Genomic DNA, 22,040 nt, shown 5'->3' with positions numbered 1-22,040 from the left:
GCCGTTCTGTGCTATAATGTCCCTAATGCTTACCCTGGGTATCGACCCTGGAACAGCTACCACTGGCTTCGGCCTGGTCCGCCAACTGGCAGATAAGCTCGACCATGTCCATTGCGGCGTTATTACCACCACTCCCAAAGATTCGCCCCAGGACCGTCTCCGCAAGATCCACGCCGAGCTCAAACAGCTGATCATCAAGCACAAACCGACCCACATGGCGGTGGAACGGCTCTTTTTCGGCGTCAACACCAAGACCGCCATGGCCGTCGGCCAGGCGCGGGGGATCGTCCTCCTGACGGCGGCCGAGCACGGCCTGCCGGTCATCGAGTACACGCCGCTCGAGGTCAAGGTCGCGGTCACCGGTTACGGCAAGGCGGAAAAGAAACAGATCCAGCAGATGGTCAAATTCCTCTTAAAGATGGCCGACATCCCCAAGCCCGACGACGCCGCCGACGCCCTGGCGGTCGCGATCTGCCATCTCCACTCCCACAAAATGACGACCGCCGCCAAGAAATGATCGCGCATCTCCAGGGTATCCTTGAGCATGTCGACCAGGGCCACGTGGTGATCGAGGTCGGCGGGATCGGTTACCGCGTCAACGTCCCCTCCGCCGTCCTGGCCCGCCTTCCCCAGGTCGGCCAGCAGGTCAAGCTGTACACCAGCCAGATCGTCCGCGAGGACGACATCTCGCTCTTCGGCTTCCTGAACCGGGAAGAGCGGGCGCTTTTCAACCTCCTGCTCTCCGTTTCCGGCGTCGGCCCCAAGCTTGCCATGGCGCTCATTTCCGGCTTTCCGCTCGACCGGCTGGTGGCCGGCATTGCCCAGGGCGATATTGCGCTCCTTTCCTCGATCTCCGGGGTCGGCCGCAAGAAAGCGGAATTGATCGTCGTGGAGTTGAAAGAAAAGATCGCCAAGACCTATGCCGTCAAGCCGTCGGAAATGGCGGCGGGGATCAAGGGCGAGGGGGCGCTGGTCTCCGACGCGATCGCGGCGCTGATCTCGCTCGGTTATTCGCCCAAAGAAGCCCGCGAAGCGATCATGCGGTTAAAGACCGACCACCTTGCTTCGGTCGAAGCGATCCTCAAAGAGGCGTTGAAAAACCTAATTTAGCCAGCACCCAGTCCTCTGCCTGCCTCATCCAGATCCGCGGCGCGAAACTCTCCGGTATCCGGTGCCAGATGAAGATCGAATATAATCCGACCAGGTTCGCCCCCAGGATATCCATGAAGAGCTGGTCGCCGATCATCGCCGTTTCCTCCGGCTTGGCCTTGAGGATCTCCAGCGAACGCCGGAAAGCGAAGGGGAGCGGTTTAAAGCCGAACGAAATGGCCGGGACGCCGAGCGTGTCGCCGATATACTTGACCCGGAGCGGGTGCCGGCTGTTCGACGTCAGGCAGAGCCGGAAACCCTCTTGCTTGAGCGCGGCGATCCGCTCATAAAGCTCGGGGTAGATGTCGTTGACCGCGCGGGGGAGCAGGGTGTCGTCGATATCGAACAAGAGGGCGGTTATCCCGCGCGCTTTCAGCGCCCGGAAATCGATCTCCCGGATATCCTTGACGACCGCCCGGGGCCGGCAGGCTTCAAGCAACGCGTTCAAACCAAACATGTTTGCCAAGATTTTCCAGCACCCTTTCAAAGCCGGCCTGAAAATCAGGCGCGACCATTAATTTGAGCGTTGCATACGGTCCCGTCTCCGGCTTCGGCGTGCGGATCGCCGCCATCCCTTCGAACGCCTCGAAGAACGGGCAGATCAGGAAGATGTCCTCTTTTTTCACCTTCAGGAAACAGTCCCGCGAATCGCTCATAGCCGCTCGATGTAGAACAGGACGACGGCCGGCAGCTGCTTGTAGAGCAGCCGGTTGATCTCGCGCAGTTTTTGTCCCCGTTCGCGGGTCAGCGCCGGATTAAGGACCGAGAGCTGGTCGAATTGCCGGTTGACGGCCGGGTCGCTGAAATAGCCGAAATTCGCTTCGCCCCCCTGCTTGAACAACGGCGCCAGCAATTGGCCGCTGTCGGCGGTAGCGACCGTCGCTTCGGTGGTGAACAGGGCGCCGGGGTTTGCCTTATAGCCCAGCAGGAAGAGCGGGTATTTGCCGGAAGCCAGTTCCCGGTCCCACTGCGCCTGGTCCTGGTAACTGACCTGGACCGGCTCGATCTGCAGGCCGATCCGCCGCAGATCGGCGGCGATCCGTTGGGCGATCGCGATCGTCTTGACCCCGTCGGTGTGCAGGAGCGGGATGTTCTTGAGCCGGCGGTCGTTGACGTTGTATTTGGCCCGTTTCAGCAAGGTCTTGGCGAAGGGGATGTTCTGTTTGTAGGGCCGCAGCTCCGGATCGTAGCCGGGCATGCCGGGCGGGACAAAGCTGACCGGGACCACCTCGTCGCTGACGATCGTCCGGGCGATAAACTCCTTATCCAGGGCGTGGGCGACCGCCTGCCGGACCCTTAAACTGTCGAACGGCGGCAACTGGGTGTTGAAGCCGAGGAACCAAATGCCGTCGTACTCCTTGGCATTAGCCGGAAATACGAAATACGAAATACTAAATACGAAACAAATAAGAAATACTAAGCGGCAAGATCTAAAGCGCATCGAACAAGTCTTTTCCTTTACTGTCGATAGCAACTATGGCGGGAAAGTTGACGACCTCGAGCCGGTGGACCGCTTCGGCGCCAAGCTCGGGGTAGGCGAGCACGGCCGCTTTCCTGACCTGTTGGGAAAGGAGGGCGGCTGTCCCGCCGGGAACGACGAGAAAAACGGCGCCGTATTTTTTCATCGCCTTTTTGACTTCCGGCCCGCGGCGCCCTTTGCCAATCATCACTCTCAAGCCTTTGGCCAGCAGGGCCGGGGTAAAGGCGTCCATCCGCGAGCTGGTCGTCGGCCCGATCGCGCCGATCACTTTACCGGGCGGGGTCGGCGTCGGCGAAGCGTAATAGAGGATCGCCCCTGGCAGGTCAAAAGGCGGGTTGTTCCCGAACCGCTGGTGGGCGGCGTCGCGGGCGGTATAGATCGTCCCGCTGATCAGGACCCGGTCGCCCGCTTTCAGCTTTTTACGATCCTTATCAGATAGTGGTGTTTTTATAGCGATGGGCATGGCATTCAATGTTGACCGCGACCGGGAGCGACGAAATGTGGCAAGGTCTCTGTTCGATGTTGACGGCCAGGACGGTCGTTCGCCCGCCGAGCCCCATCGGCCCGATCCCCAGCTTGTTGGCCCGGTCAAAGAGCGACTTTTCCATTTTAGCGACGTCAGACGCGCTGTGATGATGGCCGACCGGGCGGAGCAGCGCTTTTTTGGCCAGTAAAGTTACTGAGTCAAAGTTCCCGCCGATCCCGACGCCGACGATCAAGGGGGGGCAGGCGTCCGGTCCGGCTTTCTTGATCGTTTCCAGGACGAATTCCTCGATCTCCTTGGCTGGGGTGGTGGGCTGGAACATCCGGACGGCGCTCTTGTTCTCGGCGCCGCCGCCTTTGCAGAGGAGGCCGATCTTGACCTGGTCGCCGGGAACGAGCTCGGTGTGGATGACGGCCGGCGTGTTGTCGCCGGTATTGCCCCGTTTGAGCGGGTCGGCGGCGATCGACTTGCGCAGGTAGCCTTTATTGTAACCCTGGCTGACGCCTTCGTTGACCGCTTCGGCCAGCGTGCCGTCGGTCAAATGGACTTCCTGGCCGAGCTCGATAAAGACGACGGCGGTGCCGGTATCCTGGCAGAGCGGCAGTTTTTCTTTGCGGGCTATTTCCGCGTTCTGGATGATCTGACGGATGATCTCGCGGGCGTCCGCCGCAGTTTCGTCTTTCAGCGCCTTGTTCAGCGCCGCCTCGACATCTTCGCCCAGGTTGGTGTTGGCCTCGATGCAGAGGGTTTTGACGGCTTCAGTTATTTTCTTGGCGGATAGTTCGCGCATGGTTATGGCAGGACCGGGTAAAGCGCCTGGACCGCTTTAGCCGCGTTTTGCAGGGCGGACCTTTCTTCGCCCGTCAGTTCGATCTCCACGAGCTCCTCAACGCCGGCTTTGCCGAGTTTAGCCGGAACCCCTAGGTAAACATCCTTGATCCCGAACTGGCCGTCCAGGCGGCAGCAGCTGCTGATTACTTCTTTTTTATCCTTAACGATCGCTTCGGCCATCTTGGCGGCGGCGGAGCCGGGGGCGTAATAAGCGGAGCCGGTCTTGAGCAGGCCGACGATCTCGGCGCCGCCGCTCGTCGTTTTATCAACTATAAGTTTGATCTGTTCCGGCGTCAGCAGTTCGGTGATCGGTTTCCCTTTAGCCGTCGATAACCGGGGGACCGGGACCATCAGGTCGCCGTGACTGCCAAGCACTTCCGCGTAAACATCCTTGATCGAGACTTTCAGCGCCTGGGCGATAAAATACTGCATCCGGGCGGCGTCGAGGAGCGGGGCCATGCCGAGCACCCGGTTGGCCGGGAAACCGGAGATCCGTTGGGCGTAATGGGTCATCACGTCGAGCGGGTTGGTGACGATCAGGAGGACGGCGTGCGGGGAATACTTAACGCAATTTTCCACCACGCTTTTCATGATCGCGGCGTTCTTGTGGATCAGGTCGTCGCGGGACATTCCCGGTTTGCGGGCGAGGCCGGCGGTGATGACGACGACCGCGGAATCTTTGGTGTCGGCGTAATCGTTCGTCCCGGTGATCACCGAGTCAAAACCGTCAATTGCGCCGGCCTGCGACATATCAAGCGCTTTCCCCTGGGGAAGGCCCTCAACGACGTCGATCAGCGTGACGTTGGCGGCCTCGCGCTGGGCCAGCCGGTAAGCGCACTGCGCCCCGACATTCCCGGCCCCGACGACGGTGACTTTTGGCTTCATATGGCTGATTATAACAGAGATTTGGCCAAGGCGGCAAACTCCGCCACCGAGAGCGTCTCCGGCCGGCGGTTCAGGTCGATCCCGGCCGCGGACAGGTCGAATTCATCAAGTGAAGTGCTCAGTTTTTTTCGCCGCTGCTGGAACGCGGTGTGGACGATCTTGAAGAACTTCTTTTCGTCGAGACCGGGGAAGAGGGGTGAGGGATGGGGGGTGAGGGAGACGATGGCCGAGCTTACCTCGGGCCACGGCAGGAACGATGATTTGGAGACGAGCGACTCGAGCTTAACGTCGGCGTAGAACTGGCAGAAGACCGAGAACGAGCCGTAGCGCTTCGAGCCGGGCTTAGCCGCCATCCGTTCCGCCACCTCTTTTTGCGTCATCAAGACGGCTAACTCCGGCCGTTCTTGGGCGGTCAGGATCTTGTCGATGATCGGCGCGGTAATGTAGTAGGGGAGGTTGCCGACCACTTTATATTTGCGTCCGAGCGTCAGCTCCGCCAGGTCGACCTTCAGGATGTCCTGGCCGACAAAACTGATGTTCGGGTACGCTTTCAGGACTTCCCGGCTGATCTGCAGCAGTTCCTTATCGATCTCCACGGCGATCAGCTGGTAAACGTGCTGCGCCAGCTCGGCGGTGACGACGCCGAGGCCGGAGCCGATCTCGATCGCCAGGTCGTCGCGGCTGAGCGCGGCGGCGGCGATGATCCGCTCCACCACTTTAGGATCGATCAGAAAATGCTGGCCGAGCTCCTTGCGCGGATAGCGGTTGTGCGCGATCAGCAGTGCCCGGGTGATTTGGGCGAGAGTGGGCGCCATCAGCGGCGGGCGAAGTGGGCGGCGACCTTGACCGCCTCGATCAGACTTTGCGGATTGGCCATCCCTTTGCCGGCGATATCGAAGCCGGTCCCGTGATCGACCGAGGTCCGGACGAACGGCAGGCCGACGGTGACGTTGACCGAGCGGTTGAACGAGAGGAGCTTGAGCGGGATCAGCCCCTGGTCGTGGTACATGGCGATGACGATGTCGAACAGCCCCCGGTCGGCCAGGTTGAAGATCGCGTCGGGCGAGATCGGCCCTTTGACGTTGATCCCGTGCCGGCGCGCCTCGTCGACAGCCGGCTTGATGATCTTTTCTTCCTCATGGCCAAAGAGGCCGTGTTCGCCGGCGTGCGGGTTGAGCCCGGCGACGCCGATCTTCGGTTTTTTACCGCGGACCCGGGTCAGCGTCTCGTGCGCCAGCTTGATCAGCCCGGCCAGTTTTTTCCGGTCGAGCTGCCGGCTGACCTGCGCTAACGGAAGATGGGTCGTGGCCAGCATCACCCAGAGCCGGTCGGAGACGAACATCATCGCGTATCTTTTGGTCCCGGTCCGGGCCGCCAGGAACTCGGTATGTCCCGGGAAGTTATAGCCGGCCAGGTGGATCGCTTCTTTGTTGAGCGGGGCGGTAACGATGGCGTCGATCTTTTTCGCCTTGGCCAGCTTGACCGCTTTTTCCAGGTATTCCATGGCCGCTTTGCCGGCCGCTTTGGAAACTTGCCCGATCTTGATCTTGGCCGGGTCGGCATTGTGCAGATCGACGACCTCGAGCCGGTTCGGCAGCCAGCGCTGATCGCCGATCACGATACAGCGGGCGAATTTAGCGAGCGTGGCAGAGGCGAGGGCTTTGGCGCAGATCTCCGGGCCGATGCCGGCCGGGTCGCCCATGGTGATGCCGATGACCGGTTTGTTAGGCATACCGGAAGCCGGCTTTTTTGATCCGTTCGAGCGCTTCGGCGAGACGCGCTTCATTGGCGACGAGCGCCGCCCGCAGGTAGCCTTCGCCCAGCTCGCCGAACGCGACGCCGGGGGCAAAAACGACGCCGGTCTTTTCGACGATCTTCATGCAGAACTCGGTCGAGTCGTAGCCTTGCGGTACCGGGAACCAGACGTACATGCTCGCTTTCGGCTTGCTGATCTTCCAGCCGAGCGCGTTCATCCCTTCCACAAACAGGTCGCGGCGCCGCTGGTAGGTGGCGCGGACCTTGGCGATGTAGGCCGATTCGTCGAGCGTCATCGCCGCGATCGCCGCCTTCTGGACGGCGGTGAAGAGGCCGTAGTCGAGGTTGGTCTTGATCTTGCGGAGCGATTCGATCAGCTGCCGGTTGCCGACGGCAAAGCCGCAGCGCCAGCCGGGCATGCCGAACGTCTTGGAAGTAGTGTGGAATTCGATGCAGACGTCTTTGGCCCCGGGGATCGACAGCATCGAGATCGGCTTGTTCCCCTCAAAATAGATCTCGGCGTAGGCAAAGTCGTGGACCAGAATGATGTTGTGCTTCCGGCAGAAGGCGACGCACTCTTCGTAGAACTCGCGGGTGGCGACCGCGCCGGTCGGGTTGCTCGGGTAGCTGATGATCATGATCTTGGCCTTATCGGCGATCGCCGGGTCGATGTTCTTGAGGTCGGGAATGTACCCCTTGTGTTCGGTCGTCGGCAGGATATACGGGTCGCCGCCGGCCAGGATCGTGCCGCGGAAATGGGCGGGATAGGCGGGCATCGGGACGAGCGTGATATCGCCCGGATTGATGTAAGCAAAAGCGAAGTGAACCACGCCCTCTTTGGAGCCGATCAGGGTCACGACCTCATGTTCCGGGTCGATGCTGATCCCGTACTGCCGTTTGCACCAGCTGACGACCGCCTGCTTGAACTCGGGAGCCCCTTCGAACGACGGGTAGCGGTGGTTTTCCGGGTTCTTGAGCGATTCGACCAGCGAATCGATGATCTCCGGCGGCGGCGGGATATCGGGATTGCCCATCCCGAGATCGATCAGGTCCATCCCCTTGGCGGCCATTTCGGCCTTGACCTTGTCGAGCTGGGCAAAAACGTAGATCGGGAGTTTAAGTAACCGGTCGGCTTCCTGCACTTTTAACATTGTTTATCGTTGCCTCCGCGTGATATGAGCTCCGGACGAACGGGCCGGCTACTACCTGGCCGAGACCGAGCCGTTGGCCGATCGCTCGATACTCGTTGAACTCGGCGGGCGTAACGTAACGGTCCGGCTGCCGGTGCGCCTTGGACGGGGGAAGGTATTGGCCGATCGTCACGATCTCACAGTTGGCCGTTTTCAGGTCGGCAAGGACCGCCGCGACCTCTTCCTTTGTCTCCCCCAATCCTACCATAAAACCGCTCTTGGTGTAAATCGCCGGGGAGAGGCGCTTCGCGCTGGCCAGCAGCCTTAACGACCGTTGATAATCCGCCTGCGGGCGCACCGCCGGATACAGGCGCGGCGCGGTTTCCACGTTATGGTTCAGCACGTCCGGCTTCGCGTCGAGCACGGTCCGCAGCGCCTCTTCATCCCCCTTAAAATCCGGGATCAAAACCTCAATGCGGATTGCGGAATGCTGATTGCGGATCGTGGCAATGACCGAAGCAAAGTGGCTAGCCCCTCCGTCAGCCAAATCGTCGCGGGTAACGGAAGTAATAACGACATATTTAAGGCCCAGCTTCTCAACTGCCCGAGTCAGCCGCCCCGGCTCGGTCGGGTCCGGAGCCGTCGGTTTACCGTGCGTTACGCCGCAGAAAGCGCAGTTCCGGGTGCAGGTGTCGCCCAGGATCATAAAGGCGCAGGTCCGGGCGGCGAAACATTCGCCGATGTTCGGGCATTTGGCCTCTTCGCAGACGGTGCAGAGCGAGCGGTCGCCGAGCAGCGCGCGGATCCGCCGGATGTTCTCTTGTTTGGGGACCTTTTTGACCAGGAAAGCCGGGAGTGGCTGGGCCATCGGCCGGGGTCAGATCTTCCCTTCGATCATCTTTTCCAGTTTTTCCCGGCTGATCGAATAGGCGAGGGCGGATTCTTTGCTGATGAGCCCTTTCTTGAACAGAGTGTAAAGGGCGTTGTCCATCGTCAGCATGCCGAACCTGCCGCCCAGCTCCATCATCGAATAGATGTCCTGGGTCGCCCCTTTGCGGATGATGTTGCTGATCGCCGGGGTGGTGACCAGCAGTTCGAACGCGCCGATCAGGCCGGCTCCGTCCTGCCGCGGGATCAGCTGCTGCGAGAGGATGCCTTTCAGCGTCAGCGAGAGCTGGGTCCGGATCTGGACCTGCTGGTACGGCGGAAAGACGTCGATCATCCGGTCGACGCTCTGCACGGCGTCCTGGGTGTGCAGGGTGGAGATGACGAGGTGGCCGGTTTCCGCGGCGGTGACCGCCATCTGGATCGATTCCAGGTCGCGCATTTCGCCGACCAGGATAACGTCGGGGATCTGGCGGAGGACCCGTTTCAGCCCTTCGCCGAAGCTGTCGGTGTCAAAGCCGACCTCGCGCTGCTCGATGACCGAAAGCTTGGGGGTGTGCACGAACTCGATCGGGTCTTCGATGGTGATGATGTGGCACGACTTGGTCCGGTTGATCAGGTCGATCATGGACGCTTGGGTGGTCGATTTACCGGAGCCGGTCGGCCCGGTCACCAGGAAGAGACCGCGCTCCAGCTCGGTGAAGCTCTTGACCAGCGGCGGCAAGCCGAGGTCGTCCAGCTGCGGGATCTCCTTGGGGATGCGGCGGATCGTTGCCGCCATGCTGCCGAGCTGGAAATGGAGATTGATCCTGTAGCGGCTGTGCTCGTCCTCGTAAGACGTGTCCAGCTCCTTGACCCGCTTGAACTCCTCGATCTCCTCCGGCCGGATGATCGGCGTGATCAGCGCTTCGACCTCGGCCGGGGTCAGCGCCCGGTCCTCGATCTTGACCAGGGCGTTATTGATCCGCAGGCAGGGGGGATTTTTAGCGGCCAGGAGCAGGTCGGAAGCCTTGGCCTGGCTCAGCTGGGCGAGTAAGTTGCCGATCTCCAGTTTTGACATGATCGTGCGCTTACTATATAATTTCCCCAACTCCATGTCAAGTTTAACTCTCCTCTACTGGTTCGCGCTCGGCGCGGTCATCGGCAGTTTCCTGAACGTCTGCATTTACCGCCTGCCGCGGGGTGAATCGGTAGTGTTCCCCGCTTCCCGCTGTCCGCATTGCGGCCGCCGGCTTAACGCGTTCGACCTGATCCCGATCTTCGGCTACCTGCTGCTGCTCGGCAAGTGCCGCGGCTGCCGGGCGCCGATCTCGCCCCGTTATCCGCTGGTGGAAGCCCTGACCGGGCTGCTTTTCCTGCTGATCGTCGGCCAGGGCGGCGGCGACCCGGCGCGGCTGATCTTTACCGCTTTTGTCGTCTGCTGCCTGATCGTCGTTTTTTTTATCGACCTGGAGCTACAGGTTATCCCCGACGCGGTCAACATTGCCGGGACGGCCGCCGGCCTGGTCTACAATCTGTCGCGCGGCCTGGCCGACTTTTTCCTGCCCGCCCTGGCGGGGATGTTCGCCGGTTACTTGCTGATGTTCCTGATCGGCAAGCTGGGGACCTTCTTGTTCAAACAGGAAGCCCTGGGCGAGGGCGACATGTATTTGGCCGCCATGCTGGGCGCTTGCCTGGGCTGGAGCGGGATGCTGCTGGCGGTCTTTCTCGGTTACCTGGCCGCGGCGCTGGTTTTGCTGGTTTTATTGGCCGCCGGACGGGTCAAAATGGGGCAGCAGGTGCCCTTTGGCCCGGCGTTGGCCGCCGGCGGGGTCATCGTCTTGCTGTGGGGGGAACAGATCATCCACTGGTATCTGTTCCTGATGATCTGAAACGATGAAGCGGCTCGGTTGGCTGCTCTTCTTTTTTTTCCTGCTTTACTTTATTTTTCTGATCCGTCAGGATATAATTGACTACCTTGAGCTGCGCGCCGAAAAGGGCAAAATGACCCGCGAACTGTCCCGCCAATCGGCCGGCCTGGAGTGGCGGCAGAAACGCCTCTCCCGCCTCAAGGCGGACGAATTGATCGAGGAGCTGGCGCGGACACGGCTCGGTTTGATCAAAAAAGGCGAGACCGCGTACAAAGTGATCAATTGACATAGGGGGTGAATTTATTGCCGATCGAGATCGGTTCGGAGATCGAAGGAAAAGTGACGGGTATCACCAAGTTCGGGGCTTTCATTGAGCTGCCGGAAAGTAAGGTGGGCCTGGTCCACATTTCCCAGATCGCCGATTCCTATGTCACTGATATAACCAAACACCTGCAGGTGGGGCAAACCGTCAAGGTCAAGGTCCTGGGCTCGGCCAAGGAAGGCAAATACGACCTGTCCATTAAACAGGTCGGGAAACCGGCCTGGCAAAACCGGCCGCGCCGGACCAAAGATGAAGCGGGCAAACATCCGCCCGGGTCCTTTGAGGATAAGATCACCCAGTTCTTGAAGCAGAGCGAAGATAAGCTGATCGACTGGAAACGGAACCTCGAGACCAAGCAGTCTGGTAAGAAAAAGAAACCGGTGCGCTAAGCCCCAAAGCCCAGGTGGCGGAATTGGTAGACGCAAGGGACTTAAAATCCCTCGGCTGCATAAGCTGTGCCGGTTCGAGTCCGGCCCTGGGCATTTACTCGAGGTAGGAAGGTTTAACTTGCAGCGCGGCCGCCAGGCCAGCCCCGGCCAGGCCGGAGATCTCGCCCAGCTTTTTAACGTACTTTTTTTCGAACGCCGCCGGATAATCGCGCCCGTAAGCCGCCGTGCCGCCGAGCAGCAGGTCGAGCGGCAGGTCCTCGGCCTCGAGCCGCGCCCCGTCCACCGTCAAGACCGCCCGTTCCAGCAGCAGCCGGAGCTGGCGGGCATTCCCCGGCCAGGCGTAGGCCGCTAAAAGCTCCAGCGCCGCCGCGCTCGGTTCGCCAAGCTGCCGGCCGTGGCGCCGGTTAAAGAGCTCCAGGTAATGCTTGACCAAAAGCGGCAGGTCGCCGATCCGTTCGCGCAGCGGCGGGACGGTGACGACCGCTTCGGCGAAATGATCGAAGAGGGGACGGTTGGTTTCCGCGAGATCGGTCCGGTCGCTGGCGCCGATCAGCCGGGCCGTAACGGCGACCGGCTGGAATTTCAGGTGCTCGATGTGCCCGAGAAAAAGCGTGCCGCCGCGGGTCTCTTCCAGCAGGCCGCTATCCTTGTGCAGGTCGGCGGTCGTGCGCCCCTGGTCGCGGCCGTACAGCCGGGCCTGGGCGGCTTCCGGAGAGAGGGCGGCGGAAAGGTAAAAGGTTTTAAAGGGCAGGTCGCGGCGCGGGCCTTGTTCGTGGATCAACCGGGCGATCTCGGCCTTTTCCGTTCCCGGTTCCCCCAGGACCAGGACCCGCTGCTCCTGTTCGGCGAGCTTTTTGATCTGCTGGGCGAGCGCCTCGATCTTGTCGCTCCGGCCGATCAGCTGCGGGTTGTCGCGGCGGATCAGCGCGCTGCTTTCCTGGGCCAATGCCCGCCGGCGCAGGATCCGTTCGGTCATTTTCAGGATCGCTTCGACGTCGAACGGCTTGATCAGGTAATCGCGGGCGCCGAGGTTGATCGCTTCGCTTGCTTTGCGGACGTCGTTGACCGCGGTGACCATGACGACTTCGACCCCGGGGTCGATCGCCTTGAGGCGCTGCAGCGTTTCCAGGCCGTTGAGGCCGGGCATGCGGACGTCGAGGTAGGCGAGGTCGATCTGGCTGTCGGCCACGTGCTTGAGCGCCGCTTCGCCCGAGGCGGCGGTGGTGACGCTGTATTTCCCTTCCAGGATCAGCGAGAAGGACTCGCGGATCGAAAGTTCGTCGTCAACTACCAGTATCTTGTTCATTAATTATGAATTGGTGAAACGGTCGATGATGATCAGGGCCTGTTTCTTCAGCTGGGAATCCGTCAGGATGGCGCGGGTGATGGATTCGACCATCGGCCGGGCGCCCTGAGCGGCGACCAGCGTTGCCCCGAACTCGGCGGCCAGGGCCATTCGGACCATCTTGGTCACGGCCTGCTCGATGCTGTCGCTCGGCTTGATCTCCTTGGCCAGCCCTTTCTCGAAAAGATCGAGCTTCTTCAGCTCTTTCTTGTCCAGGGCCTCGGACGGTTCCTGCCCGAGGATCAACGGCAGGAAATTCTTGGTCGGTTTCCACTCGGACTTTCTAACTTGTGTGCGCATGTTGCTCACCTCCGCGACAGTAGCAGCAATCTTATTGCCACGCTCAGGAGGTTAATTTAGCACAGATAGTTGTGCAAAGCAAACGGGGGATGCAAGCGATTATGGGCGGTTAATTGTAGGCGACGAGCTTGAACTTGCCGAGGACCTTTTTCTCCGCGCGGGAGATGATCGTCCCCATGTAGATGCCGTTGCCGATGATCCGGCCGAGGTCGGAAAAACCGTTCCAGCGGACCTTGTTGGCCGCCGCTTTGCCGCCTTCCTCGCCGCTCTGCACGGCCAGCTTCTTGACGATCTCGCCGCTGCTGGAATAGATGTAAATGTCGATGTCGGCGTCGGTGCTCAGGTTGTACTGGATGGCGACCTCTTTATTGCGGGCGATGGAGAACGGGCTCGGGTAACAGAGCGGAGAGAAACCGACCAGCCGGAGCGGGCCGCCGGTCTCGGCGCAGAGCGCGGGGGCCAGGGCGATCAGCAAAGCGGCGATCAGTAAGTTTTTCATTTACTTTACCCGGTACTTGCGTTCCAGCTGGAGCAGGGTGTTGCGGTGGATGCCGATCATCTTGGCGGCTTCGCCTTTCTTGCCGCCGGCTTTCTCGATGGCTTGCTTGATGAACTCCGATTCGAACTTGCGGACGGCGTCCTTGAAGCGGGTCTCGGCCGCCCCGGGCAGGCAGGTCAGCTCCCCCTTGATCTCGGGCGGGAGCTTATCGGTCTCGATCTGCGGGCCGCGGGTCAGCACGACCAGCCGCTCGACCAGGTTTTCCAGCTCGCGGACGTTGCCCGGCCAGTCGTAGGCCATGAGCAGCGGGGCGACGGCCTTGTGGAACCCTTTGATCTTCTTGCCGAACTCGTGGTTGTACTTGTGCAGGAAGTGCTCGGCCAGCAGCGGGATGTCTTCCGGCCGTTCCCGCAGGGGCGGGAGGTGGAGCGGGATGACGTTGATCCGGTAGTACAGGTCTTCGCGGAACTGCCGGTTCTTGGTCTCGGCCTTCAGGTCGGAGTTGGTGGCGGCGATGATCCGCAGGTCGATGGGGAGCGGCTTGCTGCCGCCGATCCGTTCGATCTCTTTTTCCTGCAGCGCCCGCAGCAGCTTGGCCTGCATCGGCAGCGGCAGGGTGCCGATCTCGTCCAGAAACAGGGTGCCGCCGCTGGCGATCTCGAACTTGCCGATCTGCCGGTCGAGCGCGCCGGTGAACGAGCCCTTCTCGTGGCCGAACAGTTCCGATTCCAGGAGATTCTCCGGGATGGCGGCGCAGTTGACCGCCACGAACAGCTTGTCCTGGCGCGGGCTCCGGTTGTGGATGGCCCGGGCGACCAGTTCCTTGCCGGTCCCCGATTCGCCGGTGATCAGGATGGTGGCGTTGCTCTGGGCGACGTCCTCGATCACCCGGAAGACCTCGCGGATCGCCGCGCTCTTGCCGACGATCTTTTCGTACTGGTACTCGGACTCGATCAAATGGCGCAGCGACCGGTTCTCCCGGGCGAGCGCGCGCTTCTCCATGATCTTTTCCACCTGCTCGGTTAGCGCCTCGATGTCGAACGGCTTGGTCAGGTAGTCGTAGGCGCCGGCGCGGATCGCCTCTACCGCCTTGCCGACGGTGATCACCGCGGTGACCATGATCACTTCGATCGAATCGTCCAGCCCCTTGATGATCCTGAGCACTTCCACGCCGTCGATCTCCGGCAGGCGGATGTCGAGCAGGACCAGGTCGACCCGCTGTTTCTTGACCAGCGCGATCGCTTCCCGGCCGGAAGCGGCCAGCAGGACCTGGTAGCGGTCCTTGAGCAGCATGTGCATCGAATCGCGCATGCTCTTCTCGTCGTCCACCACCAGTATTTTCGGTTTGGTCTCGGTCATTTTTTTCTCTCCAGGGCGGTCGGGATCCCCAGTTCCTTGCGGTAGTAGGCGACCGTCCGCCGGTCGATCGCCGCGCCTTTATCCTTCATTAACTTGGCCAGCTGCTCGTCGCTGCCGGGCTCGCGCTTATCCTCCTGGTCGACCAGCTCCTGCAGCATCGCCTTGAGCCGGGCCGCCGTCACTCCCTTGGGCCCCCGCGGGCACATGATCCGGAGCGGAAAGAGCCCCTGCGGGGTCTGCACGTATTTTTCCGCCACGGTCCGCGAGATCGTTGACGGGTGCAGGCCGAACTCGTCAGCCAGGCTTTTCTGGGTCAGGGGCTTGAGCCAGATCGCCCCCCGGTCCAGAAAGTCGGTTTGCGAGTCAATGATCTTTCGGGCGATCTTCTCCAAAGTTTCACTTCTTTTCTGGAAATCTTCCATCAGCTCCCGGGCCCGCTTGACCCGCTCTTTCAGGAACTCCCGGGTCGGGGCGTCGGTCTTGGGATCGTCGAGCATTTTCAGGTACTGGGGGGAGAGGTTGATCCGGGGGCCGTAGCGGGTTTCCAGATTAACCAGCTTGTAGCCCGGGCCGCTTTTTTCCACGGCGAAGGAGGGGATAACCTGGCGCGGCAGGTCGCCGTACGCGGCCCCCGGGTACGGATTAAGGTTGTTTTTAATAAAATTGGCGATCTCGGCGACGCCGGTCTCGGGGATGCCGAGGGCGGCGGCCACTTTTGGCCGGTCGCCGGCCTGCAGGTCCTCCAGATGCTCCTTGATCACTTTGGCCAGCAGGTCTTCCAGCTCTTCGTTCTCAAAAGAATAAGCCGCCACTTGCAGGAGGAGGCATTCTTGCAGGTCGCGCGCGCCGATCCCGTCCGGCTCAAAGCCCTGGACGATCTTTAAGACCTTATCGACGGTCGGCCGGGAAACGTCCTGCTCTTTCATGATCCGCTCGCGCAGCTCGGGGTAGGCGAGCAGGTAGCCCTGGTCGTCGATATTGCCGATGATCTCCCGGGCGATCGTTCTCTGGCCTTCCGCCAGGTCGGCCAGGTCAAGCTGGTCGAGCAGGTGCTGGTCCAGCGATTTTTCCATCCGGCTGATGTTCGACAGCCCGGGCAGCTCCTGCAGATCGATCTCTTTGCGGACTTTTTTGTCCGAGGTCAGGTAGTTGAGGAATTCGATATATTCGTCCTGGCGCTCGACCTCCAGGACCGGGTTTTCTTCGGCTTCCCTGGTCAGCGTTTCGACCGCTTCCAGGTAAGGCAGGGAGAGAATCTTGAGCATTTGGAGCAAGCGGGGGGCCAGGAGAACGTCGAGGGTCTGTTTTAGATCAACTTGCAACCTTAGGTCGACCATAGTTGTAAAGTTAATAGCGGGGGTGGGATTTGAACCCACGACCTTCAGGTTATGAGCCTGACGAGCTACCGGGCTGCTCCACCCCGCGATAACTTTAAGCGCAGTATATCAGCTTTTCAGGCGTTTCTCAAGAGCCTTGAGCTCGGCAGCCAACGGTTTGGGGAGGTCTTTGCCGAACGTTTTGAAGAACGCGGCGACGCTTTCGGCTTCCTCTTTCCAGTCCGCCTTGCTGATCGCCAGTAGTTTATTCATATTGTCGCGCGGGATCCGCAGGCCGGTCAGGTCGATGTCGTTCTCGTGCGGCAGGTAGCCGATCGGCGTCTTGACCGCTTCCACCTCGTCCTTGCACCGGCTGATGATCCATTCCAGGACCCGGAGATTCTCGCCGAAACCGGGCCAGAGAAAATGGCCTTCGTCGTCCTTACGGAACCAGTTGACGTTGAAGATCTTGGGCGGCTGGGCCATTTTTGCCCCCATCTCCAGCCAGTGGGCGAAATATTCGCCCATGTTGTAGCCGCAGAAGGGGAGCATCGCCATCGGGTCGCGGCGCACCTCGCCCTGGGCGCCGAACTGGGCGGCGGTCCGTTCCGACGCCATGGTGGCGCCGACGAACACGCCGTGCTGCCAGTCGAACGATTCGTAGACGAGCGGAGCCAGCTTGGCCCGGCGGCCGCCGAAGATGATCGCCGAGATCGGCACGCCGTGGTGGTGCTCCAGCCGGTTGGTGATCGACGGGACGTTCTGGATCGGCACGGTGAACCGGGCGTTGGGGTGGGCGGCCAGGCTCGGCTGCCGGTTCTCGTCCACCATCCCCGGTTTCCACGGCTTGCCCTGCCAGTTGAGGCCTTCGCCCGGGACCGGCGGATCGCCGCCTTCCCACCAGACGGTCTTGTCTTTCTTGAGCAGGACGTTGGTGTAGATGGTGTTCTTCTGGATGGCGGCCATGATGTTCGGGTTGGTCTTGGTGTTGGTCCCCGGGGCGACGCCGAAAAGGCCGTATTCCGGGTTAACGGCCCACAGTTTTCCGTCGGTATCGATCCGCATCCAGGCGATGTCGTCGCCCACCGTCCAGATCCGGTAACCTTTCCGTTTCAGGCCTTCCGGAGGGAGGAGCATGGCCAGATTCGTCTTGCCGCAGGCGGAGGGGAAGGCGGCGGCGACGTAAGTGACGGCGCCCGACGGGTCTTCGATCCCCATGATCAGCATATGTTCGGCGAGCCACCCTTCGGTCTTGCCGAGATAGCTGCCGATCCGCAGTGAGAGGCATTTTTTGCCGAGCAAAACGTTGCCGCCGTAGCCGGAGCCGACGCTCCAGATCGTGTTGTCCTCCGGGAAGTGGAGGATCAGCCGCCGGTCGACGTTCAGATCGGCCTTGCTGTGCAGGCACCGGGTGAAATCGCCGCCGGTCTTTTCCAATTGCTGCAGTACGGCCTTGCCCATCCGGGTCATGATCCGCATGTTGAGGACGACGTAGATGCTGTCGGTCAGTTCCACCCCGATCTTGCTGAACGGGGAGCCGACCGGCCCCATCGAATAGGGGATGACATACATCGTCCGCCCCTTCATCGAGCCTTTGAATATTTCGCCGGCCCGCTTATAGCCGTCTTCCGGCGACAGCCAGTTGTTGGTCGGGCCCGCGTCGTGCTTGTTCTTGGTGCAGATGTAGGTCAAATGCTCGGTCCGGGCGACGTCGTTCTGGGCGGTCCGGTGGTAGGTACAGCCGGGGAGCTTCTTTTGGTTAAGCTTGATCAGTTCGCCGGTCTTGAAAGCCTGCTTTTCCAGCCTGGTCCTTTCTTCTGCCGAACCGTCGCACCAGACGATCTTGTCCGGCTTGCAGAGTTCCGCGCACTCCTTGACCCATTTGTGCAATTCTTTATGCTTGCTCATGCGTCCATTATATCATACGATTGCATAGGGGTCAGCGGATATAGTATAATGATGCCGATGAAGATCATCTCCCAAAAGCGCGAGGGGAATAAGGTTTTCCTGGAAGTCGAAGAGGATTATTCCCGTTTTCAGCAAGCCGTCCAGAAGACCATGGCCGAAGCGGGCAAAGAGGTCAAAGTCCCCGGTTTTCGCCCCGGCAAAGCCCCCAAAGAAATGATCGAAAAGGCGCTTGACCGCGATTTTATCGAGCACCGCGCCGCGCAGGCGCTGATCGCCGAAGTTTACCCCGAGCTCATCGACGCCGGCAAATTCGAGCCGGTCGACTACCCGAGCGTCGAGATCACCCGGCTGGAAGCGGGAAAACCGTTCCAGTTCAAGGTCGCCGTCGACGTTTATCCCGAGACCAAACTGGGCAAGTACAAGGGGCTCAAAGTCGAGAAAAAAGCGGCGGCGGTGAGCGAAGAGGAAGTGCTGGCGATCCTGGGCCGGCTGCAGGAGCGGTTCGCCGTGACCGACGCGGCCGGGCAAAAGACCGTGCTGCCGCTTGACGACGAATTCGCCAAGAAGGTCAGCAAGTACGGGACGCTGGCCGAGCTGAAGGAAGAGGTCCGGGCCGTGACCCTGCGGGACAAGGTGACGGAAGCCGACGGCGACGTCCGGGACCAGCTGCTCAGGGCGGTTTCGGCCGAGACGCAAGCCGAGGTCCCGCCGGCCATGATCGAGCGCGAGACCGACATCATTATCGACGAGCTCCATTCCTCCCTGTCCCAGAGCGGCCTGACGCTGGACGATTACCTGAAAGGCGCCAAGAAGACGGTGGCCGGGCTGCGCCAGGAGCTGGCCGCGACCGCGCTGATGCGGGTCAAAGGCAAAGTCGCCCTGAAAGCGGTGGCGGCGGCCGAGAACCTCGCCGTGACCCCGGCCGAGCTGGAGGCCGAGATCAAGGAGATGCTTGTCGGCATGGGCGAAGATCCGGCGCAGAGCCGGGGAAAGATCAGCCCCGAAATGATCACTTATATGCAGGATTATTTATTGCGGAAGAAAGCGCTCGAGTTCGTGTTGGCCCAGGCGAACGTCAAAGAGATCAAGGAGGAGCAAAAACCATGAAACCGACGTCACAATTGATCCCGATGGTCGTTGAACAGTCCACCCGCGGCGAACGCGCTTACGATATCTATTCCCGCCTGCTGCGCGACCGGATTATCTTTGTCGGCGGGCCGATCGACGACGACGTGGCCAACATCATCATCGCCGAACTGCTCTTCCTCCAGTCGGAGGACGCGGGCAAGGACATTTACATGTACATCAATTCGCCGGGCGGAGTAGTGACCGCCGGGCTGGCGATCTACGACACGATGCGCTACCTCTCCACGCCGATCTCGACGATCTGCATCGGCCAGGCGGCCTCCTTTGGCGCGGTCCTTTTGGCGGCCGGCGAAAAAGGGCGGCGCTACGCGCTCCCCAACGCCCGGATCATGATCCACCAGCCGTTGGGCGGCGCCCAGGGGGCGGCGACCGACATCGAGATCCAGACGCAGGAGATCCTCCGGATCAAGAAACTGCTCAACCAGGTGATGGCGACCCATACCGGGCAGCCGCTGGCCAAAGTGGAAAAAGACACCGACCGCGATTTTTACATGGGCCCGGACGAAGCGGTCAAATACGGCATCATCGACGAAGTGATCAGCTCCATCAAAGGCAAGACCGACAAGAAGAAGTAATGCCTGAGTCAAAATCAAGGCCAGAAAAGCTCGGCGAGTGGAAGGAAGAGCTTCCGCTGATCCCTTTGCGCAACATGGTCGTGTTCCCCCAGATGATCGTTCCCCTCTTTATCGGCCGCAGCCGCTCGATCAAAGCGCTGGAAGACACCCTGGCCCGGGAAAAGATGGTCATTTTCGCCTCGCAGAAGAACGAAGAGGTGGAAGAGCCGGGCCCGAAAGACCTGTGCGCGATCGGCACCCTGGCGGAGATCGTCCAGATGCTCGCGCTCCCCGACGGCACCACCAAGGTCCTGGTCGAGGGGATCTGCCGGGTCAAGATCGAGAAGTTCACCCAGGAAACCCCGTATTTCCGGGTCGCCATCGCCCGCGTGCCGGAGCCGGAAGAGTTCTCGGCCGAGGCGGAGGCGCTGGTGCGCACCGTCGTCAAGCAGTTCGAGGAATACGTCAAGCTGAACCGCCGGATCCCGTCCGAAACGCTGATGTCGATCATCAACGTCGATAACCCGGGGCGCCTGGCCGACCTGATCTCTTCCTACCTGACCCTGAAGGTCGAGGAGAAGCAGGATATCCTGGAAGCGCTGACGGTCGAGAAGCGGCTGAAAAAGCTCTCGGATATCCTGGAAAAAGAGATCGAAGTGCTCGGCGTGGAAAAAGCGCTCCAGGGGAAAGTGCGCAAACAGATCGAGAAGGTCCAGAAAGAGTATTACCTGAAAGAGAAGCTGCGCGCGATCCAGGAAGAGCTGGGCGAAGCGGAAGAGGAAGGCCAGCCGGAAGCGGCGGAATACAAGAAGAAGATCGCCGAAGCGAAACTGCCGCCCGAGGTCAAGGCCAAGGCGGACAAAGAGCTGGAGCGGCTGAACCAGATGCCGGCGATGTCGTCGGAATCGGCCGTGATCCGCACTTACCTGGACTGGCTGGTGGAGCTTCCCTGGAAAAAGAAGACCAAGTCGCGGCTGGACATCGCCGAAGTGGAAAAGATCCTGAACGCCGACCATTACGGCCTGGAAAAGGTCAAGGAACGGATCCTGGAATATTTCGCGGTGCTGCAGCTGACCGGCAAGATCGGCGGCACGATCCTCTGCTTCGTCGGCCCGCCCGGCGTCGGCAAGACCTCGATCGCCCGCTCCATCGCCCACGCCATGGGGCGCAAGTTCACCCGGGTGGCGCTCGGCGGAGTGCGCGACGAGGCGGAGATCCGGGGCCACCGCCGCACTTACGTCGGTTCGCTGCCGGGGCGGATCATCCAGTCCATCCACAAGGTCAATGTCAGCAACCCCGTTTTCCTGCTCGACGAGATCGACAAGCTCGGCAACGATTTCCGGGGAGACCCGGCCTCGGCCCTTTTGGAAGTGCTCGACCCGGAGATGAACAAGGAATTCTCCGACCACTACCTGGAGGTGGAGTTCGACCTCTCCGACGTCTTCTTTATCACCACGGCCAACACCCGCGAACCGATCCCGCGCCCCCTGCAGGACCGGATGGAGATCATCGAGATGTCCGGCTACACCGAGGAGGAAAAGCTGGGGATCGCCAAGGGGTATTTGATCCCGCGCGAGCTGGAAAAACACGGTCTGAAGAAAGGGAAAGTGGAGCTCGAAGAGGACGCCCTGCAGCAGATCGTGCGCGAATACAGCCGGGAGGCCGGGGTGCGCAACCTGGAGCGGGAGATCGGCACGATCATGCGCAAGATCGCGACCAAGATCGTCCGGGAAAAAACGGACAAGCGCTTCACCGTCAAAAAGTCCGACCTGGTCGATTATCTGGGCGCGCCCAAGTACAGCTTCGGCGTGGCCGAGGAAACGGACCAGATCGGGACCGCGACCGGGCTCGTTTGGACCTCGGTCGGCGGCGACACCATCCCGATCGAAGTCACCGCCATGACGGGGCGGGGGAACCTGACGCTGACGGGACAGCTGGGCGACGTCATGCAGGAATCGGCCAAGGCGGCGATGAGCTTTGTCCGCTCCCGGGCGGCCGAGCTCGGGCTGGAAGAGAATTTTTACCGGAAATACGACGTGCATATCCACGTGCCGGAAGGGGCGGTGCCGAAAGACGGCCCGTCGGCCGGCATTACCATCGCGACCGCGCTGACCTCGGCCCTCTCCGGCATCCCGGTCCGGCGCGACGTCGCCATGACCGGCGAGATCACGCTCCGGGGCAAGGTCCTGCCGATCGGCGGCCTGAAGGAAAAACTGCTGGCCGCCCGCCGCGCCGGGATAAAAAATGTTATAATTCCGCACGAGAACAAGAAGGACCTGGACGAGATCAGGAAAGAGATCCCGGCCGACATGAACTTTACCTTGGCCAAGGAGATGGAAGATGTCCTGGCGGTCGCCCTGGCGAAAAAGCTGAAAGACAAGGACAAGGGCAAGGCGAAAGATAAAGGGCTGATCTATTTACCGGGGGCGCAGCCCCCGCAGTTGTCCGCGTAA

25 protein-coding genes and 2 tRNA genes are annotated in these 22,040 nt (G+C 61.0%); 9 read left to right on the top strand and 18 right to left on the bottom strand.

Going from position 1 to position 22,040, the window contains the following annotated elements; translation table 11 throughout:
- The first annotated feature begins 25 nt into the window (after positions 1 to 25).
- Together ruvC and ruvA are read left to right on the top strand one after the other, a co-directional pair.
- The gene (gene ruvC / locus WC529_01665) at positions 26 to 517 is read left to right on the top strand and encodes a crossover junction endodeoxyribonuclease RuvC (protein ID MFA5112982.1); all 492 of its coding nucleotides are present in this window, start codon (positions 26 to 28) and stop codon (positions 515 to 517) included.
- On the top strand, positions 514 to 1,110 hold the full coding sequence (ruvA, locus tag WC529_01660; protein MFA5112981.1) for a Holliday junction branch migration protein RuvA: 597 nt from the start codon (positions 514 to 516) through the stop codon (positions 1,108 to 1,110). The genes ruvC and ruvA overlap by 4 nt, the downstream gene beginning before the upstream one ends.
- Here ruvA and WC529_01655 read toward each other — a convergent pair.
- Genes WC529_01655 through WC529_01605 form a run of 11 tightly spaced genes read right to left on the bottom strand, consistent with a single transcriptional unit; the run spans position 1,082 to position 9,659 of the window.
- Positions 1,082 to 1,606, bottom strand: coding sequence for a YqeG family HAD IIIA-type phosphatase (locus WC529_01655; protein ID MFA5112980.1), 525 nt, complete (start codon positions 1,604 to 1,606; stop codon positions 1,082 to 1,084). The two genes, ruvA and WC529_01655, sit on opposite strands and share 29 nt — an antisense overlap.
- Positions 1,581 to 1,805, bottom strand: coding sequence for a DUF4911 domain-containing protein (locus WC529_01650; protein ID MFA5112979.1), 225 nt, complete (start codon positions 1,803 to 1,805; stop codon positions 1,581 to 1,583). Before WC529_01650 ends, WC529_01655 begins: the two co-directional genes overlap by 26 nt.
- Positions 1,802 to 2,590, bottom strand: a complete 789-nt coding sequence (locus WC529_01645) for an ABC transporter substrate-binding protein (GenBank protein ID MFA5112978.1) — start codon at positions 2,588 to 2,590, stop codon at positions 1,802 to 1,804. Before WC529_01645 ends, WC529_01650 begins: the two co-directional genes overlap by 4 nt.
- Entirely contained in the window at positions 2,580 to 3,092 is a 513-nt protein-coding gene (locus WC529_01640; GenBank protein ID MFA5112977.1) for a FumA C-terminus/TtdB family hydratase beta subunit, read from the bottom strand. Before WC529_01640 ends, WC529_01645 begins: the two co-directional genes overlap by 11 nt.
- On the bottom strand, positions 3,061 to 3,903 hold the full coding sequence (locus WC529_01635) for a fumarate hydratase (GenBank protein ID MFA5112976.1): 843 nt from the start codon (positions 3,901 to 3,903) through the stop codon (positions 3,061 to 3,063). Before WC529_01635 ends, WC529_01640 begins: the two co-directional genes overlap by 32 nt.
- 2 nt (positions 3,904 to 3,905) lie before the next feature.
- Positions 3,906 to 4,829, bottom strand: coding sequence for a malate dehydrogenase (gene mdh, locus WC529_01630; protein MFA5112975.1), 924 nt, complete (start codon positions 4,827 to 4,829; stop codon positions 3,906 to 3,908).
- Between the two features lie 8 nt (positions 4,830 to 4,837).
- Positions 4,838 to 5,644: a 16S rRNA (adenine(1518)-N(6)/adenine(1519)-N(6))-dimethyltransferase RsmA gene (gene rsmA, locus WC529_01625; protein MFA5112974.1), complete on the bottom strand. Its 807-nt coding sequence runs from the start codon at positions 5,642 to 5,644 to the stop codon at positions 4,838 to 4,840.
- Entirely contained in the window at positions 5,644 to 6,561 is a 918-nt protein-coding gene (gene pdxA, locus WC529_01620) for a 4-hydroxythreonine-4-phosphate dehydrogenase PdxA (protein ID MFA5112973.1), read from the bottom strand. The genes rsmA and pdxA overlap by 1 nt, the downstream gene beginning before the upstream one ends.
- Entirely contained in the window at positions 6,554 to 7,735 is a 1,182-nt protein-coding gene (locus tag WC529_01615) for an LL-diaminopimelate aminotransferase (GenBank protein ID MFA5112972.1), read from the bottom strand. The genes pdxA and WC529_01615 overlap by 8 nt, the downstream gene beginning before the upstream one ends.
- A complete protein-coding gene (lipA, locus tag WC529_01610) occupies positions 7,701 to 8,582 on the bottom strand; it encodes a lipoyl synthase (protein MFA5112971.1) in 882 nt (293 codons plus the stop codon). The genes WC529_01615 and lipA overlap by 35 nt, the downstream gene beginning before the upstream one ends.
- Before the next feature lie 9 nt (positions 8,583 to 8,591).
- Positions 8,592 to 9,659 carry a PilT/PilU family type 4a pilus ATPase gene (locus WC529_01605; protein MFA5112970.1) on the bottom strand — a complete coding sequence of 356 codons (1,068 nt, stop codon included), beginning with the start codon at positions 9,657 to 9,659 and terminating at the stop codon, positions 8,592 to 8,594.
- A gap of 34 nt (positions 9,660 to 9,693) precedes the next feature.
- Between WC529_01605 and WC529_01600 the strand changes: the two genes are divergently transcribed.
- The 4 genes from WC529_01600 to WC529_01585 all read left to right on the top strand — a co-directional run bounded on the left by WC529_01600 (position 9,694) and on the right by WC529_01585 (position 11,253).
- Positions 9,694 to 10,470 (top strand): prepilin peptidase, encoded by a 777-nt coding sequence (locus WC529_01600; protein MFA5112969.1) that lies wholly within the window; start codon positions 9,694 to 9,696, stop codon positions 10,468 to 10,470.
- A gap of 4 nt (positions 10,471 to 10,474) precedes the next feature.
- Complete coding sequence (locus WC529_01595) at positions 10,475 to 10,735, top strand: septum formation initiator family protein (protein ID MFA5112968.1); 261 nt, start codon at positions 10,475 to 10,477, stop codon at positions 10,733 to 10,735.
- Between the two features lie 17 nt (positions 10,736 to 10,752).
- The gene (locus WC529_01590) at positions 10,753 to 11,160 is read left to right on the top strand and encodes a S1 RNA-binding domain-containing protein (GenBank protein ID MFA5112967.1); all 408 of its coding nucleotides are present in this window, start codon (positions 10,753 to 10,755) and stop codon (positions 11,158 to 11,160) included.
- Between the two features lie 8 nt (positions 11,161 to 11,168).
- Positions 11,169 to 11,253, top strand: a tRNA-Leu gene (locus WC529_01585).
- Between the two features lies 1 nt (position 11,254).
- On the opposite strand, the gene WC529_01580 is transcribed toward WC529_01585, so the two are convergent.
- The 7 genes from WC529_01580 to WC529_01550 form a co-directional block, all read right to left on the bottom strand.
- Positions 11,255 to 12,466 carry a response regulator gene (locus WC529_01580; protein ID MFA5112966.1) on the bottom strand — a complete coding sequence of 404 codons (1,212 nt, stop codon included), beginning with the start codon at positions 12,464 to 12,466 and terminating at the stop codon, positions 11,255 to 11,257.
- Positions 12,467 to 12,469: 3 nt separating this feature from the next.
- On the bottom strand, positions 12,470 to 12,805 hold the full coding sequence (locus tag WC529_01575; GenBank protein MFA5112965.1) for a hypothetical protein: 336 nt from the start codon (positions 12,803 to 12,805) through the stop codon (positions 12,470 to 12,472).
- A gap of 109 nt (positions 12,806 to 12,914) precedes the next feature.
- The gene (locus WC529_01570) at positions 12,915 to 13,304 is read right to left on the bottom strand and encodes a hypothetical protein (protein MFA5112964.1); all 390 of its coding nucleotides are present in this window, start codon (positions 13,302 to 13,304) and stop codon (positions 12,915 to 12,917) included.
- Entirely contained in the window at positions 13,305 to 14,663 is a 1,359-nt protein-coding gene (locus tag WC529_01565) for a sigma-54 dependent transcriptional regulator (protein MFA5112963.1), read from the bottom strand.
- Positions 14,660 to 16,000 (bottom strand): RNA polymerase factor sigma-54, encoded by a 1,341-nt coding sequence (gene rpoN / locus WC529_01560; protein MFA5112962.1) that lies wholly within the window; start codon positions 15,998 to 16,000, stop codon positions 14,660 to 14,662. Before rpoN ends, WC529_01565 begins: the two co-directional genes overlap by 4 nt.
- 14 nt (positions 16,001 to 16,014) lie before the next feature.
- Positions 16,015 to 16,088: transfer RNA gene (locus tag WC529_01555), tRNA-Met, on the bottom strand.
- A gap of 20 nt (positions 16,089 to 16,108) precedes the next feature.
- Complete coding sequence (locus WC529_01550) at positions 16,109 to 17,887, bottom strand: phosphoenolpyruvate carboxykinase (GTP) (GenBank protein ID MFA5112961.1); 1,779 nt, start codon at positions 17,885 to 17,887, stop codon at positions 16,109 to 16,111.
- 57 nt (positions 17,888 to 17,944) lie between these two features.
- Here WC529_01550 and WC529_01545 point away from each other — a divergent pair, with 57 nt between their 5' ends.
- The 3 genes from WC529_01545 to lon are packed head-to-tail and all read left to right on the top strand — an operon-like array spanning position 17,945 to position 22,040.
- A complete protein-coding gene (locus WC529_01545; protein MFA5112960.1) occupies positions 17,945 to 18,994 on the top strand; it encodes a trigger factor in 1,050 nt (349 codons plus the stop codon).
- On the top strand, positions 18,991 to 19,608 hold the full coding sequence (gene clpP / locus WC529_01540) for an ATP-dependent Clp endopeptidase proteolytic subunit ClpP (protein MFA5112959.1): 618 nt from the start codon (positions 18,991 to 18,993) through the stop codon (positions 19,606 to 19,608). Before WC529_01545 ends, clpP begins: the two co-directional genes overlap by 4 nt.
- Positions 19,608 to 22,040 (top strand): endopeptidase La, encoded by a 2,433-nt coding sequence (gene lon / locus WC529_01535; GenBank protein ID MFA5112958.1) that lies wholly within the window; start codon positions 19,608 to 19,610, stop codon positions 22,038 to 22,040. The genes clpP and lon overlap by 1 nt, the downstream gene beginning before the upstream one ends.

The sequence above is a fragment of the Candidatus Margulisiibacteriota bacterium genome (genome assembly GCA_041650855.1).
Classification (GTDB): Bacteria; Margulisbacteria; WOR-1; order O2-12-FULL-45-9; family XYB2-FULL-48-7; genus JALOPZ01.
The sequence above is the reverse complement of the archived record's forward strand: the minus strand, read 5'-3'. Positions and strand labels throughout refer to the sequence as shown.